This window comes from Brassicibacter mesophilus, assembly GCF_050433385.1.
GTDB classification, from domain to species: domain Bacteria; phylum Bacillota; class Clostridia; order Tissierellales; family Proteiniboraceae; genus Brassicibacter; species Brassicibacter mesophilus.
The window spans coordinates 1-16,935 of sequence record NZ_JBNPXI010000004.1; the positions used below are offsets into that span (position 1 = coordinate 1).

Here is a 16,935-nt window from a genome sequence, read left to right on the forward strand (position 1 = left end):
CATGGAACAACAATAGAGAAGCTGACAAAACTAAGACCAGCATTCAAAAAAGATGGAACAGTAACAGCAGGAAATGCATCAGGAATAAATGACGGAGCAGCAATGCTAATAGTAATGTCAAAAGAAAAAGCAGAAGAGCTAGGACTAAAACCATTAGTAACAATAAAATCATATGCATCAGCAGCATTAGATCCAAAGATAATGGGATATGGACCAGTACCAGCAACAAAAAAAGCACTAGAAAAAGCAGGAATAACAGCAGAACAGTTAGATCTAATAGAAGCAAACGAAGCATTCGCAGCACAATCATTATCAGTAGTAAAAGATTTAGGATTAAATCCAGAAAAAGTAAACGTAAATGGTGGGGCAATAGCAATAGGGCATCCAATAGGAGCATCAGGAGCAAGAATACTAATAACACTAATATATGAAATGATGAAAAGAGATGCAAAAACAGGCTTAGCAACTCTATGTATAGGTGGAGGACAAGGAACAGCACTTATAGTAGAGAGATAAAATATACGGAGGTGTGCATTATGAACAAATTAGTATCCATCGAACAAGCAGTAGATCAAATTAAAGATGGCATGACAGTAATGATAGGTGGATTCCTAGGAGTAGGAAATCCGCACAAGGTTATTGATGCATTAGTAGCAAAAGGAGTAAAAGACTTAACAATTATCGCTAATGATACAGCATTCCCAGAAATAGGTATAGGCAAGCTTGTAGTAAATAAGCAAGCTAAAAAAATAATAGCGTCACATATAGGTACAAATCCTGAAACAGGAAGACAGATGAATGAAAAAGAAACAGAAGTAGTGCTAGTACCTCAAGGTACTCTAGCTGAGCAAGTAAGAGCTGGTGGAGCAGGATTAGGTGGATTCTTAACACCAACAGGAATAGGAACAGTAGTAGAAGAAGGAAAACAAAAAATCGAAATAGATGGGAAAGAATACTTGCTAGAGCTTCCATTAAAAGCAGATATTGCATTAGTAGCAGGTTCAATAGTAGATAAAAAAGGAAATGTATATTATAGCAAATCAACAAGAAACTTTAATCCACTAGTAGCTATGGCTGCAGATGTTGTAATAGTAGAGGCTGAAAAAGTAGTGGAAGTAGGAGAACTAGATCCTAACAATGTTATGACTCCTGGCATTTTTGTAGACTATATAGTAAGGGGTGAAGAATAATGGATAAAGGTCAAATAAGAGAAGTTATAGCTAAAAGAGTAGCACAAGAATTAAAAGATGGTGATGTAGTTAACCTAGGTATTGGATTGCCAACATTAGTAGCTAACTATATACCAGAAGGAATGGATATTACATTTCAATCAGAAAATGGTTTCGTAGGCTTAGGACCTGCACCAGAGGCAGGAAAAGAAGACAAAGATATATCGAATGCAGGTGGACAGCCAGTTACTATATTACCAGGTGGAGCATTCTTTGACAGTGCGACGTCATTTGCAATAATCAGAGGAAGACACGTAGATGCAACAGTACTAGGTGCTCTTCAAGTAGATGAAAAAGGAAATCTTGCTAACTGGATGATTCCAGGCAAGATGGTACCAGGTATGGGTGGCGCTATGGATCTTGTAGTAGGAGCTAAAAAGGTTATAGTTGCAATGGAGCATACAGCAAAAGGAAATCCAAAGATATTAAAAGAGTGTAAGCTTCCACTTACAGCAGCAGGTCAAGTGGATTTGATAATAACAGAGATGGGAGTTATAGAAGTAACAGATAAAGGACTAGTTTTAACCGAGCTTGGTCCAGAAGCTACAGTAGAAGATGTAAAAGCAGCTACAGAAGCAGAATTAATAGTATCTGAAAATCTTAAAAAGATGGAGTTGTAATATCATTTTAGATTTAGTGTTGCTGAGGGGCGCATGCCTTTCAGCGACACTAAATAAAACAGGACTTTAAAGGAGGGAAACTATGTTTAAAAAATTCACTAATGGTTGCGTTACTATAGTACAAAAGTATTTACCAGATCCGTTCTTATTTGCTGTTTTTCTAACTCTTTTTGTTTTTGTAATGGGTATATTTGCTACATCCCAAAGTCCAATACAAATGGTAACACACTGGGGAGATGGTTTTTGGAGCTTATTACAATTTTCAATGCAAATGGCGTTAGTATTAGTTACTGGACATACATTAGCAAGTGCTCCAATCATCAAAAAAGGACTATCAAAACTTGCATCATTTAGTAAAACACCTACACAAGCAATCTTAGCAGTTTCTCTAGTTTCTGCAATCGCTTGCTGGATTAACTGGGGATTTGGGCTAGTTATTGGTGCATTATATGCAAGAGAAATTGCAAAACAAGTAAAAGGTGTAGATTATAGACTTTTAATAGCAGCTGCATACTCAGGCTTTCTTGTATGGCACGGTGGAATATCAGGCTCAATACCACTTACGATAGCTACACAGAGTCCTGATCTTGCAAAAGTAACTTCTGGGGCTATTACAACAGCTATACCAACTACTCAAACAATATTTTCATCAACAAATCTTATAATATCTGCTCTAATAATATTTACACTACCATTTGTAAATAAGGCAATGCACCCTGAAGCAAGTAAAGTGGTTTCAATAGATCTAAAGCTTCTTGAAGAGGAAGAAGAAGTGACACTTGCAAGAGATCAGATGACTCCTGCTGAGAAAGTAGAAAATAGTCCAATACTTTCAATTATAATAGGAGCATTAGGATTTGTTTATATTATATATCATTTCATGAATAAAGGCTTTGACTTGAATCTTAATATAGTTAACTTCATTTTCTTGTTTACTGGAATTATACTTCATGGAACACCTAAGAGATTCCTTGGTGCATTAGGGAATGCTGCAAAAGGAACTGCTGGAATCATACTTCAATTCCCATTTTATGCAGGTATAATGGGTATGATGGTTGGGAAAAATGCGGTAGGATTATCGCTTGCAGGACAAATGTCAAATATGTTCGTATCCATCTCTACACCAAGAACCTTTCCATTATTCACTTTCTTAAGTGCAGGACTAGTTAATTTCTTTGTACCTTCAGGTGGTGGCCAATGGGCAGTACAAGCTCCTATAATGATGCCTGCAGGGCTTGAACTAGGGGTGCCAGCTGCAAAAACAGCTTTAGCTATATCATGGGGAGATGCGTGGACAAACATGATTCAACCATTCTGGGCTTTGCCAGCACTTGGTATAGCAGGACTTGGTGCGAGAGATATCATGGGATTCTGTATAATTGACTTAATCTATACTGGAGTTATAATAGCTTTAGGGTTAGCATTCCTATAATAATCTTTGCTCACAAAAAATGGGGCTATAGTCACAATAGCTCCATTTTTTCATTTGTAAAATATTCATAACTATACACTTATATTTGCTTTTAGATGAAAATTAGTTCATAATATATAGGGTACGATATAAATAAATATAACGACTATACAAAATATTTGGATTATATAGTATGTATTTATGGGGAAAAATTAATATGTATCCAAATAAACTGTAAATTTATACTATTGAAAAAAATTCGTGGAGTGATAAAATTGAAGGTAAAAGATAAGTCGAAAATACTCGAAAACCTTGTACTTGTTTCACAAATAGGTATTTCCATGACAGTTCCAATCCTAGGAGGAATAATTTTAGGTAAATATTTAGATGATTTATTAGGGACTAAAGTAGTGTTTTTAGCCATATTTTCAATTTTTGGAATCATAACATCGTTTATAAGTCTTTTTAAGATTACTACTAGAGGAACTAAAAGGAAGTGAGTCTATGAGCCTTGAAGGAAACTATCAAAATAGGATAATAAAACGAATAATTATATTAGTACTAATAGTGTCAGGAATAATTTTCATGACACTTTCAAATCCTAAGCAGTATGTATATGGATTAGTATTTGGAGCTTCAATAAATATACTTAATTTTAGACTTATGTCACTCACCCTTGAAAAATCCGTGAAGATGTCTCCACAAAAGGTCATGCCTTATGTTGCAGGCAACTACATGATTAGATATATTATTTATGGAATAGTTTTGGGTATTTCAGCTATTGCAGATTATATCAGTTTATATACAGTAATTTTAGGTTTTTTTATGGTGAAAATTGTTATAATTTCTGATACACTATATGATATGGTAAAAAATAAGTCAAAAAGAAAAACAGATAGTTAAATTTTTAATTAGTAATACAAAATTTTATAACTAACGAAAGGAGGTTAAATATGGAAAAGGGTATTATTTTTACAATGTTTGGTGAACAGATATATATACATGATTCAGTCGTCAATTCATGGGTTATAGTCATCCTTCTCTCAATATTTGCACTTGTAGTAAATAGCAAAGTGAAGAAGGCCAAAGTTGACGAAAAGCCATCAGGATTACTTAATGTTATGGAAATTTTTGTTGAAGCTATAGAATCATTAGTTAAATCTACAATGGGTCCAAACAGATTAGGTTTTGCGCCTTACATAGGTACTTTAGCAATATACCTAGCAGTTGCAAACCTATTTGGGCTAATAGGCTTCACACCTCCCACATCAGACTACAACGTTACACTTGCTTTAGCGATAATGACCTTCGTACTAACTCAATACTATGGTTTAAAAACAAGAGGGTTGGGAGGATATATTAAAGGATTTTTTGATCCAGTTCCATTCCTAGCTCCACTAAATATAATAGGAGAATTGGCAAACCCTGTTTCATTGTCATTCCGTCTTTTTGGTAACATACTAAGTGGAGTTATAATAATGGGATTGATTTATCAAGCACTAGGATTTATTTCACCACTTGTAACACCTGTGTTCCACGCATACTTTGACGTGTTTGCAGGCTTGATCCAAACATTTATATTCATAATGCTTACAATGGTATTTATATCAGGTGCTATGGCGGATGAATAAAAATTCATTAAAGAAGTAACCTCGAACCAATATTTTGGTTCCATATAAAAAATAAAAAACAATATTAAAGGAGGATATAAAATGATACAAGGAATTACAAACGAAGCTTTTATATTAGGATGTTCAGCAATAGGTGCAGGATTAGCAATGATCGCAGGTATAGGACCTGGAATTGGACAGGGATACGCTGCTGGTAAAGCTGCAGAAGCAGTTGGTAGACAACCAGAAGCACAAGGTGATGTTATCAAGACTATGATCCTTGGTCAAGCGGTTGCAGAGACAACTGGTATCTACGGATTAGTTATAGCTATCATCTTGCTATTCGTAAGACCATTATTAGGAGCTCTATAGGAGAGATTAGGAAATGTAAAGAGGTGGGTACACCACCCATCTCTTGTTTCTCCCATGACTTACAAATCTAAGCTTCCGCTATTAAGTGGAAGTTAAGATTTGGATAGTCCTTGGATAGGTTCAATTGCGATTTAGATGGAAGAAAGATTCCATCTGAATCAAGTTTCACTTTATGCATAATTATGATGTAAATATATGGGAAACCATTTAAGGATATATACCTCACAGCAAAAGAAAGGAGGCTAATCATGACCCCAACAGTAAATGTATTACCGGATCTGTATAACTTTTCATTGCAGATAATAGCCACAATATTACTATTTGTTATTCTTAGACACTTCTTGTTTAAGCCAGTGTCAGACATGTTAAATGCCAGAAAAGAAGGTATAGAAAAGGACATTAATGAGGCTAAATCTCAAAGAGAAGAAGCTATGAATCTTAAAAATGAATATGAGGTTAAGATACAAGAAGCGAAAGACGAGGCAAGAACAATAGTCGAAGCGTCAAAGAAAAGAGGAGACCAGCTAAGGGAAGAAATAGTATCAGAAGCTAAGAAAGAAGCAGAAGGTGTTTTAGTAAAAGCTAAAAATGAAATCGAAAGAGAAAGAGAGAGAACTATGGAGGACTTAAAGTCTGAGGTAGTTACGATAGCTATGTTAGCAGCTACAAAGGTAGTAGAGAAGAACTTGGATGACGATGCTCATAAGGATATGATAAACAAGTTCATTGATGAGGTAGGGGAAGCGAAATGGCAAAATTAATTGGAAAAAGATACGCTGAAGCATTATTTGAAGCAGCAACTGAGCTAGATAAACTAGATCAGTTTAAGCAAGAGATAAAAGCGGTATCTGATGTTTTTGAAAATGAGCCACAATTAAAGACTATCTTTGAGCATCCTAAGCTTTCAAAAAATGAGAAAAAAGACATAATCAAATCTATTTTTGGTGGCAAGGTTTCACAAGAAATATTGAACCTATGCTACATCGTTGTAGATAAGAGTAGAGAAAAACATATGAAGGATATTAGTGAACAATATATAAAGCTATCTAACAAAAAGATGGGTATAGTTGAAGCTCAAGCTGTAACAGCAGTGCCTATGGATGAAGAAGAAAAACTTAAGCTTCAAAGCAAATTATCAGAAAAATTGGGCAAAAAGGTTCTTCTTTCAAACATCGTAGACGAGAAACTCATGGGTGGAGTACTTGTGAAAATAGAAGACAAAGTTATAGACTCAAGTATAAAAGGTAGACTCGAAGATATCTATAAGAATCTTAACAATGTAAGAGTAAGAATAGGATAGGGGTGAAGAACTAATGAATCTAAGACCTGAAGAAATCAGTTCTATCATAAAAGAACAGATTAAAAGGTACGAAAAAAAGCTAGACGTAGTAGATGTAGGTACAGTTATCCAGGTTGGTGACGGTATCGCGAGAATTCACGGCTTAGAGAACTGTATGGCTGGTGAGCTTTTAGAGTTCCCAGGTGAAGTATACGGTATGGCACTTAACCTTGAAGAAGATAACGTTGGTTGCGTTCTTCTAGGTTCAGATGACAATATAAAAGAAGGCGACATTGTAAAAAGAACAGAAAGAATAGTTGAAGTTCCAGTTGGAGATGCATTAATCGGAAGAGTTGTAAATTCATTAGGTCAAGCAATAGATGGCAAAGGACCTATAAATACAGATAAATTCAGGCCAGTAGAAGCAAATGCTCCTGGTGTTATTGAAAGAAAATCAGTTTCTGTTCCACTACAAACAGGTATTAAAGCAATAGACTCAATGATTCCTATCGGAAGAGGACAGAGAGAGCTTATAATCGGTGACAGACAAACTGGTAAAACAGCTATAGCAATAGATACTATCATTAACCAAAAAGGTCAAGATGTTATATGTATCTATGTAGCTATAGGCCAAAAAAGATCAACTGTTGCTCAAATAGTTAATACACTTGAAGCAAAAGGAGCTATGGATTACACAATCATAGTATCTGCAACAGCAAGTGAGCTTGCACCACTTCAATACATCGCACCTTATGCTGGAGTTGCAATGGCAGAAGAATTCATGTACAACGGAAAAGATGTATTAATAATATATGATGACTTGTCTAAGCACGCCGTTGCATATCGTGCAATGTCATTGTTACTTCGTCGTCCACCAGGACGTGAGGCTTATCCAGGAGATGTATTCTATCTACACTCAAGACTTCTAGAGAGAGCCGCAAGATTAGATGAAAAATACGGCGGTGGTTCAATCACTGCACTTCCAATAATAGAAACACTTGCAGGAGATATATCTGCATATATCCCTACAAATGTTATATCAATAACAGACGGTCAGATATTCCTAGAGTCAGAGCTATTCTTCTCAGGACAAAGACCAGCAGTTAACTCTGGATTATCAGTATCTCGTGTTGGTGGTTCAGCACAGATAAAAGCTATGAAAAAGGTATCTGGAGGACTTAAGCTAGAGCTTGCACAATATAGAGAGCTTGCAGCATTTGCACAGTTCGGTTCAGAGCTTGACAAAGAAACTCAAGAGAGACTAGCTCAAGGTGAAAGAATAATGGAGATACTTAAGCAGCCACAATATCAGCCAATGTCGGTAGAGAAACAAATTATGATAATATATGCTGTATCTAAAAAGTATCTATCTGATATCCCACTAGAGAGAGTAAAAGAATTTGAAAATGAATTCTTAAGCTTTATGGAAGCTAACTATCCTCAAGTAGGAAAGAAAATAGTTGAAGAAAAGCAACTTACAGAAGACATAGAAGCTGAACTAGTAAAAGGTATAGAAGAGTTTAAGAAGAGCTTCTAGTCTGATAAAAGACTATTATCCTAAAGAGGAAGAGAGGTGAAAGCATGGCTCAATCAATGGGAGACATTAAAAGAAGAATTCGTAGTGTAAGCAGTACAAAGCAGATAACAAAAGCTATGGAACTTGTTTCATCAGCTAAGCTTAGAAAAGCTAGGGAAAAGCTTGAAAGAACAAGACCATACTATGAGACTATAGTAAGAAGTATACAAGAAATACTGTCTTCAACAACAGGAATAAGACACCCATTCCTAACGAAGCGTGAAGTTAAAAATAGAGCATATATAGTATTGACTGGAGATAGAGGTCTTGCAGGAGGCTATAACGGTAATGCTATAAAACTAGCAGAAAGTCAAATAACTGACAAAGAAAACACAACTATCATAGCAGTAGGACAAAAGGGTAGAGATCACTTCAAAAAAAGAGGATACAAAATAGCAGGAGAATATCTTCACATAGCAGAAGATCCTCAGTTTCTAGATGCACAAAGCATAGGAAATCTAGTTGTAGAGTTGTATAAAAAAGGAGAAGTAGATGAGGTAAGTCTTGTATATACACGATTTAAGAGTGTTATATCTCAAGAACCAAAAGTTATCAAGCTTCTTCCAGCAGAAAGCATAAAAGAAGGCGATGAAAAGAAGAAGACTACTCTTATTGAATATGAACCATCTCCAGAAGAGGTGCTTGATTATTTGATACCGAAATATATCCAAAGTGCTATATACGGTGCGCTTATAGAGTCTTCAGCAAGTGAGCAAGGAGCAAGAAGAACAGCTATGGAGTCGGCTACAGATAATGCTGAAGAAATGATAGATGATTTGAAGCTTGTATATAATAGAGCTCGTCAGGCTTCTATAACTCAAGAGATATCGGAAATAGTAGGTGGAGCAGAAGCGCTTAAATAATTAAGAATTACGCAAAAGCAAAGGAGTGAAATAAATGGCCGAAAAAAACATAGGTAAAGTTGTCCAAATAATCGGACCTGTGTTAGATATAAGGTTTAGCGAAGAGAACCTGCCAAAGCTTCTAAACGCTATAGAAGTACAAGGCAAAGACAATAAAATAGTTGTAGAAGTAGCCCAACACATCGGCGATGATACAGTTAGATGTATAGCCATGTCATCAACAGATGGTCTAATCAGAGGCATGGATGCAATAGATACAGGAAAAGCTATCAGTGTTCCTGTAGGGAAAGGTACATTAGGAAGATTATTCAATGTACTTGGTGAAACAATAGATGAGCTTGGAGAAGCAAACACAAATGATAACATGCCAATCCATAGACCTGCTCCATCGTTTGACGAACAGGAAACAGCCACAGAGATATTTGAAACAGGTATCAAGGTTATTGACCTTATCGCACCATATGCTAAGGGTGGTAAAATAGGTCTATTTGGAGGAGCTGGGGTTGGTAAAACAGTTCTTATACAGGAGCTTATAAACAATATAGCAAAAGAGCACGGTGGACTTTCAGTATTTTCTGGTGTTGGTGAAAGAACCAGAGAAGGAAATGACCTTTACCATGAAATGAAGGATTCAGGAGTTATTGACAAGACAGCACTAGTGTTTGGTCAGATGAACGAGCCACCTGGAGCGAGAATGAGAGTTGCGTTAACAGGACTTACAATGGCTGAATATTTCAGAGATAAAGAAGGTCAGGACGTACTTCTATTCATAGACAACATATTCAGATTTACACAAGCGGGTTCAGAGGTTTCTGCCCTTCTTGGACGTATGCCTAGTGCCGTTGGCTATCAGCCTACACTAGCTACAGAGATGGGACAGCTTCAAGAGAGAATCACATCTACAAAAAGAGGCTCTATAACATCAGTTCAGGCTGTATATGTGCCTGCCGATGACTTAACTGACCCTGCACCAGCTACAACATTTGCTCACTTGGATGCTCAAACGGTTCTTTCACGTCAGATATCAGAGCTTGGTATCTATCCAGCGGTTGACCCACTAGATTCTTCATCAAGAATACTAGATCCATTAGTAGTTGGAGAAGAGCACTATAAAGTAGCTCGTGGAGTTCAAGAGATACTTCAAAGATATAAAGAGCTTCAAGATATCATCGCTATACTTGGTATGGACGAATTGTCTGAAGATGATAAAATAACTGTTGCTCGTGCAAGAAAGATTCAGCGTTTCCTATCCCAGCCATTTACAGTAGCTGAGCAGTTTACAGGTATGACAGGTAAGTACGTGCCACTTAAGGAAACAGTAAGAAGCTTTAAAGAAATACTAGAAGGAAAGCATGATGACCTTCCAGAAGCAGCATTCTTCTTCGTTGGAGCAATAGAAGAAGCAGTAGAAAAAGCTAAAAACATGAAGTAACAATGTCACGCTTACCCTATAGCTCAAAGTGAAACTCATTCAGATGGAATCTTTACTCCATCTGAAGCTTAGTTGAACCAATCCAGGGGCTATACAACTCTTATCTTCCACTTATAAAAGTGGAAGTTTTGAGTTGTTAGCCATCGGACAAAGGGAGGTGCAATATGTCAGAATTTACATTAGAGATAGTAACTCCTGATAGAAAATTCTTTGAAGATCAAGTTGAGATGGTCATAGTCAGAGGAGTAGAAGGAGATATAGGTATATTAAAAAACCACATACCACTAGTAACTCCACTTGATATAGGTAGAATAAAGATAACACAAGCAGGCAAAGTAAAAGAAGCGGCATTAGCAGGTGGATATATAGAGGTATCAAAAGAAAAAGCTACAATAATTACTGACTCAGCAGAGTGGCCTGATGAAATAGACGTAGAAAGAGCTGTGGAAGCCAAGAAAAGAGCTGAAGAAAGACTTAAGAAAAGAGAAAATATCGATACAATAAGAGCAGAAGTAGCTTTAAGAAAGGCACTAAATAGAATTAATGTAGCACAAAATAAATAAAACACTAGGGGGACCAGACTTGGTCTCCTTTTGTTTTCGTATTTTCGTCTGTAAATTTAATTTTAAAAAAATATAAAAAAATGAGTGTATAAAACATGCCCTCTGTGGTCAATACTTGATAGTGAGGAAAGGGTAATGCGGTAGAATTGTTTTGTCCCCCTTTACAGTTTTACTTGCACCTTTCCTCGATTTATTATAACGGAGGGTTAAGCATGAAAGCTTTAAAGAACATTATTTCAATCGCACTCATAATATTATTATCCATATTGAACTATGTATCAGCAGATGAGATGAATTTAAAAAACGAGGATTTAATTGTACAAGCCTTTAAAAGAACAGAAGCAGATTTTTATCAGCTAGACCTTAATTTTAATGGGAAAATTTACGAAGAATATATAGGTATTGACGAGATAGAAAAGCTAGGATGTGATATAATAAGAGAGTTGAATATAACAGAGGTCAAAAAAGAAATTGACAGTGTGCACAATGACTTCGGAGAAACAAGTCAAATGACTATATACGGGAAAGATAGTACCGAAGCATTGATAACTATAATATTGTATTCATTCTATGACAAATATAATGATAAAGGTGAGACAAATCTAGCTGTAGACTTTGTTCACGACCATAGTTATAAGCAATTTAGAGAAATTTCAAGTAAAATCAACGGATTATATGATAATCACAACATAAAAGCAGAAATTACCTGTTGCATTATAGGTACATTTGAGGGAAAATTATATAGTGATGTTAGAATCAAAAAAATTACAGAAGTTCTTCAAATAGTAAATGGCAGTAAAATAGAAGGATTATTTGATGATTCACTTATTAGTGTTTCTGCATACTCACCAGATATAGATACATTTATCTTTACAGGAAATAAAAAGATGAATTTAAATATAGCAATGAGTTATAATGAGTATGAGGGGAAAACTTATATTTGGATTGGATCCCCAATAATAGCAATAGGATACTAAATTAGATAAAAAAACGAGAGCGTGAAGGTACGGTCTCGTGAGTTAAAAACACAGACACGAAAAGGGAGGAACAGCTGTGCCGAAGATTATAGTCGAAAAAAGCCCCCCATTAAAAGGGAATATAAGGATAAGCGGAGCAAAAAACTCAACACTTCCTATAATAGCGGCTTCACTTTTAGCAACTGAAACATGCTTTTTGGAAGACATACCAGCACTTGACGATGTAGACGTAATCAGTGAGGTATTGGCATCTTTAGGTGGAGACGTAAAAAGAGTAAGCAAAGAAAAGCTTGAAATAAACTCTTCTAAAATAAGTAGCATTGAAGCACCATATGAACTGATGAGAAAAATGAGGGCTTCTTTTTTAGTGATGGGACCTTTATTAGCCAGGATGGGTAAAGCAAGAATTTCACTGCCTGGAGGATGTGCAATTGGAACTAGACCAATAGATCTGCACTTAAAAGGATTTAAAGCTTTAGGAGCAGAGATTGAACTAGGTCATGGATACGTTGAGGCATCAGCACAGAAATTAATAGGAGATAGAATATATCTAGATTTTCCTAGTGTAGGAGCTACAGAAAATATCATGATGGCTGCAACTATGGCTGAAGGAGAAACTATCATTGAAAATGCGGCAATGGAGCCAGAGATAGTGGATTTAGCTAACTATTTGAACAAAATGGGTGCAAATGTAAAAGGAGCAGGAACAAGTGCTATAAGAATAAGAGGAGTAGAAAAACTAGGTGGAGCAAGACACTCTGTTATCCCAGATAGAATAGAAGCTGGGACATATATGATAGCAGCAGCTATGACAGGTGGAGACGTACTCGTTGAAAATGTTATAACAAGTCATATAAAACCTATCATTGCAAAGCTTATAGAAGCAGGTGTAGAGATAATCGAGCAAGGAGAAAATGTAAGAGTTATAGCAAAAGAGCCTATTAAGTCAGTAGACATCAAAACATTACCTTATCCTGGATTTCCTACAGATATGCAGTCGCAGTTTATGGCACTGATGAGTATAGCTAAGGGAACAAGTGTAATGATAGAAACAGTATTTGAGAACAGATTCATGCACGTAGATGAGCTTAAAAGAATGGGTGCAGACATAAAAATAGATGGAAGAAGTGCAATCATACAAGGAACTAATAATTTAATGGGAGCGCCTGTAAAAGCAACTGATTTAAGAGCAGGGGCAGCACTTATACTTGCAGGATTAGTTTCAGAGGGAATAACAGAAATAACTGATATCTATCATATAGATAGAGGGTATACTGACATAGAGCAAAAGCTTTCAGCACTAGGAGCTAAAATAAGAAGAGTAGAAGATTAATGAGTTAGGGGACGGTCCTCTGACTCATTTTTATTTTCGAGTCATGAGATTATATCTTGATTGGTCTAATTGTCTTACTCAAGCAAACGATTGCATAATTTCTTCAATTTAGAAGGATTTACTAATTATATGTAGAATATTCTATATAAGTAAAAATACTTATAAGGAGGATTTACGGTATGAATTTTAAGACAAAAAGAACTTTTAGTCTGTTAGTAATGCTTACAATGGTACTTGGGCTAGTATTTGCTCCTATATCAGGTGCCTATGCAGAGGAAACAGCAAACAATACTGTAGACATTGTTTCTTTTAATGATTTTCACGGCAATGTAACTGATTCAGGCAAAGATATTGGTATGGCGAAAATGATAGCTTATTCAAAGACACTTTTAGAAAAAAATCCTAATACTATATTTGTATCAGGCGGAGACAGCTATCAGGGTACTGCTATGTCAAACCTTACATACGGTGCACCTGTAACTGCCATGATGAAGGCAATGAATGTTGTTGCCTCAGCAGTAGGTAACCATGAGTTTGACTGGGGAGTAGACCATATTAAAAAGTGGTCAGAAGAAGGTGGTTTTGACTTTTTAGCTACAAACATTATAGATACAAAAACTGGTGAAGCGGTAGAATGGGCAAAACCATACAAAATAGTAGAGAAAAATGGAATTAAGATAGCTTTTTTAGGATTAGCTCATCAAGACACAACTACTCTTACTAAAGCACAATATGTAGAAGGACTAGAATTTAGTGACCCAGTAGAGGCAGCAAAAACTTGGGTAAAATATTTGAAAGACGGAAAAGCAGCAGAAGGTGCTCCAGACGTTATAATAGCACTTACTCATATTGATTCTTCACAAGATAAAGAGACTAAGGAAATCACAGGTAATGTTACTGATTTAACAGCTGTAGAAGGTATAGACGCAATAATATCAGCTCACAGCCATAAACCAGTAGCTGGAGAAGTAAATGGTATTCCAATAGTTCAAGGTTACAAGAATGGTCGTGCCCTTGCAGTGTTATCTATAGAACTAGATAAAGATAACAAGGTAGTAGATATAGTAGCTAAGGTTGATGATTTATCTAGTAAAACAAATGATATAGTGCCAGATCCTGAGGGAGTTAAGCTATACGATACTTTTAAAGCAGAAGCAGCACCAATATTAGAAGAAGTAATAGGTGAAGCAGCTGCAGATTTTACTCATGAAAGTAAGGTAGATAATGTTACACTACTAGGAAGATGGTCATCTGAAGTTATGAAGGAAAAGACAGGAGTTCAAGTAGCTATACAAAATGGCGGAGGACTTAGAAGAACTCTAGAAAAAGGTGTTATTACAATGGGAGATATGTATGAAATCATGCCATTTGATAACACACTAGTAACTATGGAGCTTAAAGGATCTGACTTAAAGAAAGCTATAGATCATGGTATAAGCAATCCAGAAGTAGGAAACGGACAATTTGCAGGACTTATCGTAGAGTTTGATAAGAATGCAGAATTTGAAAATAGAATTACAAAGATTACTCTTGAAGATGGTACACCAATAGATATGGAAGCGTATTACACAGTAGTTACTAATGATTTCCTTCTAACAGGTGGAGATAAATACGACTTTTCAAATGCTAAAAACGTGGTAGACACATTTATACCAATCAGAGATGTATTAGTAGAAGCTATAAAAGAAGCTAAGGTAATTACACCAGTTGCTGTAGATTACCTAAAAGAAGCTGTGGTTGAAGAGCCAGCAGTGGAAGAACCAGTAGTGGAAGCTCCGGTAGTAGAGGCGCCAGTGGTTGAGACTCCAGTAGTAGAACAACCAACAGCAGAAGCTCCAACACAAACATATGTAGTGAACCCTGGCGATGTATTATGGAAAATAGCTAAGCAATTTGGTTTAGCATGGGAAAAGGTAGCTGAATTTAATGGCTTAAAAAATCCTCACTTAATATTCCCAGGTCAAAAAATTCTTATACCAGCAAATTAAAATAATAAGTTAGGAATTTAAACGAATCAAATAGTTGTCACAATTTGAAAACATTGTATAAGTAGAGAAATTACATGAGAACAGTCCTTCAGTATGAGGGACTGTTTTTTTGCATAAAAACCTTGTCAATATTATTTACTATTTACTTAGAAATAGAGTTAAGAGTTTATAAGTCAATAAAGCAAATATAAGATGGCAAATTATTCTGAAATATTGTACAATTTACATATGGCATTGAATAGAAAAGGGTGGGTTATATGGATTATAAAAAGATTATTGAATTGATGATAAATCATCTTGAGGAGGGTGTAATAGTAGTAGATTCATATCTAAATATTATCTATTTCAATGAACCATCCATAAATATTTCAGGATTTGACCCTCGAGAAGCAATAGGAAAGAATATTTTCGAGGTTTTCCCAAATATCAACAAAGAAAGCAGTACCTTTTGTAAAGTAATAGATACAGGTAAGCCCATAATTGATTATGTCCAGAATTATGTGAACTGTAGAGGCAAAAGCGTTTCCATTGTTACCTCAATAATACCAATAATAAAAGGAAATAAAGTAGAAGGTGCTATAGAAATTTTTAAAGACTTTACACATGTAAGAGAATTGTCAGAGAAGATACTTATGCTTCAAAGTACATTGCATGGAAAGGGTACACGAGAGAATAAGTTTTTGCCAAATGGTACTCAATATAGTTTTGCAGATGTAATCGGTAATAGTGAATCTATAGTCAAATTGAAGACAAAAGCTCATAAAGTTGCGAATAGCGACTCACCAGTGTTTGTTTATGGGGAAACGGGAACCGGAAAGGAGCTTATGGTCCAAAGCTTGCATAATTTAAGTAATAGGAGAGATAAACCATTTATTGCTCAGAACTGCGGAGCATTACCAGAAAACCTGCTTGAAAGTATCCTTTTCGGGACAGTGCAAGGCAGCTTCACAGGAGCTAAGGATAAGCAAGGATTATTCGAACTAGCCGATGGAGGAACATTATTTTTAGATGAGTTAAATTCTATGAACCTAGAGCTACAGTCAAAGCTTCTCCGCGTAATAGAGGATGGAGTTATTAGAAGAGTGGGAAGTGTTAAAACAAAGGTTGTAGACGTAAGAATAATTGCAGCTTCAAACATAGAGCCTAGAAAGCTGGTTGAGCAACGAATACTACGAGAAGACTTATACTATAGATTAAATGTAATATATTTTCGCATACCGCCTCTTAGAGAAAGAAAAGAGGACATACCTTTACTGGTAGATTATTTTGTTAACACCTGTAATAATAAAATGCATAAATCTGTTAAAGGTGTAGATAAAAAAGTCATAGAATATTTTTATAATAACGATTGGTCAGGTAATGTAAGAGAGTTACAGAATATTATTGAGTCAGTTATGAACTTTGTAGAGGGGGAATTCATAACCTTAGAGGATTTACAGACCCATACTGAATCTTGTACTAACGATAGAAATGCAAAAACACCAGAACCACAGATACCAAGAGGAAAAAGCTTAAAGGACGCTGTAGAAAAATATGAAAAGAATTTAATAAAAGCAGCTCTTGAAGAAGCTGGTCAAAATTGCGCAAAGGCAGCTCGGGCCCTTAAAATTCCTAAACAAACTCTTCATGGCAAAATGAAAAGATACGAATTATAATATTTAATATTTACATAGAAAATGTCT

At 35.7% G+C, this 16,935-nt stretch carries 18 protein-coding genes; all 18 read left to right on the top strand.

Features of this window, described 5'->3' with window-relative positions:
- On the top strand, nt 1-516 hold a 516-nt coding region (locus HNR33_RS06670), incomplete at its 5' end, for an acetyl-CoA C-acyltransferase (RefSeq protein WP_429081503.1).
- Between the two features lie 20 nt (nt 517-536).
- On the top strand, nt 537-1,190 hold the full coding sequence (atoD, locus tag HNR33_RS06675; RefSeq protein ID WP_429081505.1) for an acetate CoA-transferase subunit alpha: 654 nt from the start codon (nt 537-539) through the stop codon (nt 1,188-1,190).
- Nucleotides 1,190-1,849, top strand: a complete 660-nt coding sequence (locus HNR33_RS06680; RefSeq protein WP_429081508.1) for a CoA transferase subunit B — start codon at nt 1,190-1,192, stop codon at nt 1,847-1,849. The genes atoD and HNR33_RS06680 overlap by 1 nt, the downstream gene beginning before the upstream one ends.
- A gap of 82 nt (nt 1,850-1,931) precedes the next feature.
- A complete protein-coding gene (locus tag HNR33_RS06685) occupies nt 1,932-3,281 on the top strand; it encodes a TIGR00366 family protein (protein ID WP_429081509.1) in 1,350 nt (449 codons plus the stop codon).
- A gap of 254 nt (nt 3,282-3,535) precedes the next feature.
- Nucleotides 3,536-3,760 (top strand): AtpZ/AtpI family protein, encoded by a 225-nt coding sequence (locus HNR33_RS06690; protein ID WP_429081512.1) that lies wholly within the window; start codon nt 3,536-3,538, stop codon nt 3,758-3,760.
- A 4-nt stretch (nt 3,761-3,764) separates the two neighbouring features.
- A complete protein-coding gene (locus tag HNR33_RS06695; RefSeq protein WP_429081515.1) occupies nt 3,765-4,163 on the top strand; it encodes an ATP synthase subunit I in 399 nt (132 codons plus the stop codon).
- Between the two features lie 50 nt (nt 4,164-4,213).
- Nucleotides 4,214-4,891, top strand: coding sequence for a F0F1 ATP synthase subunit A (atpB, locus tag HNR33_RS06700; RefSeq protein WP_429081518.1), 678 nt, complete (start codon nt 4,214-4,216; stop codon nt 4,889-4,891).
- 81 nt (nt 4,892-4,972) lie between these two features.
- A complete protein-coding gene (gene atpE / locus HNR33_RS06705) occupies nt 4,973-5,242 on the top strand; it encodes an ATP synthase F0 subunit C (protein WP_429081520.1) in 270 nt (89 codons plus the stop codon).
- Nucleotides 5,243-5,490: 248 nt separating this feature from the next.
- Nucleotides 5,491-6,003: a F0F1 ATP synthase subunit B gene (locus HNR33_RS06710; protein ID WP_429081522.1), complete on the top strand. Its 513-nt coding sequence runs from the start codon at nt 5,491-5,493 to the stop codon at nt 6,001-6,003.
- Nucleotides 5,991-6,542 carry a F0F1 ATP synthase subunit delta gene (locus tag HNR33_RS06715; protein WP_429081523.1) on the top strand — a complete coding sequence of 184 codons (552 nt, stop codon included), beginning with the start codon at nt 5,991-5,993 and terminating at the stop codon, nt 6,540-6,542. The genes HNR33_RS06710 and HNR33_RS06715 overlap by 13 nt, the downstream gene beginning before the upstream one ends.
- Before the next feature lie 13 nt (nt 6,543-6,555).
- Nucleotides 6,556-8,058 carry a F0F1 ATP synthase subunit alpha gene (gene atpA / locus HNR33_RS06720; protein ID WP_429081525.1) on the top strand — a complete coding sequence of 501 codons (1,503 nt, stop codon included), beginning with the start codon at nt 6,556-6,558 and terminating at the stop codon, nt 8,056-8,058.
- Between the two features lie 44 nt (nt 8,059-8,102).
- Entirely contained in the window at nt 8,103-8,960 is an 858-nt protein-coding gene (gene atpG / locus HNR33_RS06725) for an ATP synthase F1 subunit gamma (protein ID WP_429081527.1), read from the top strand.
- 34 nt (nt 8,961-8,994) lie between these two features.
- On the top strand, nt 8,995-10,392 hold the full coding sequence (gene atpD / locus HNR33_RS06730) for a F0F1 ATP synthase subunit beta (RefSeq protein ID WP_429081529.1): 1,398 nt from the start codon (nt 8,995-8,997) through the stop codon (nt 10,390-10,392).
- Between the two features lie 164 nt (nt 10,393-10,556).
- Entirely contained in the window at nt 10,557-10,955 is a 399-nt protein-coding gene (locus HNR33_RS06735) for a F0F1 ATP synthase subunit epsilon (RefSeq protein WP_429081531.1), read from the top strand.
- Nucleotides 10,956-11,167: 212 nt separating this feature from the next.
- Entirely contained in the window at nt 11,168-11,932 is a 765-nt protein-coding gene (locus HNR33_RS06740) for a YwmB family TATA-box binding protein (protein WP_429081534.1), read from the top strand.
- Nucleotides 11,933-12,008: 76 nt separating this feature from the next.
- On the top strand, nt 12,009-13,265 hold the full coding sequence (murA, locus tag HNR33_RS06745; protein ID WP_429081536.1) for a UDP-N-acetylglucosamine 1-carboxyvinyltransferase: 1,257 nt from the start codon (nt 12,009-12,011) through the stop codon (nt 13,263-13,265).
- A gap of 179 nt (nt 13,266-13,444) precedes the next feature.
- Nucleotides 13,445-15,253, top strand: coding sequence for a 5'-nucleotidase C-terminal domain-containing protein (locus HNR33_RS06750; RefSeq protein ID WP_429081538.1), 1,809 nt, complete (start codon nt 13,445-13,447; stop codon nt 15,251-15,253).
- Between the two features lie 257 nt (nt 15,254-15,510).
- The gene (locus HNR33_RS06755) at nt 15,511-16,908 is read left to right on the top strand and encodes a sigma-54 interaction domain-containing protein (protein WP_429081540.1); all 1,398 of its coding nucleotides are present in this window, start codon (nt 15,511-15,513) and stop codon (nt 16,906-16,908) included.
- Nucleotides 16,909-16,935: the final 27 nt, after the last annotated feature.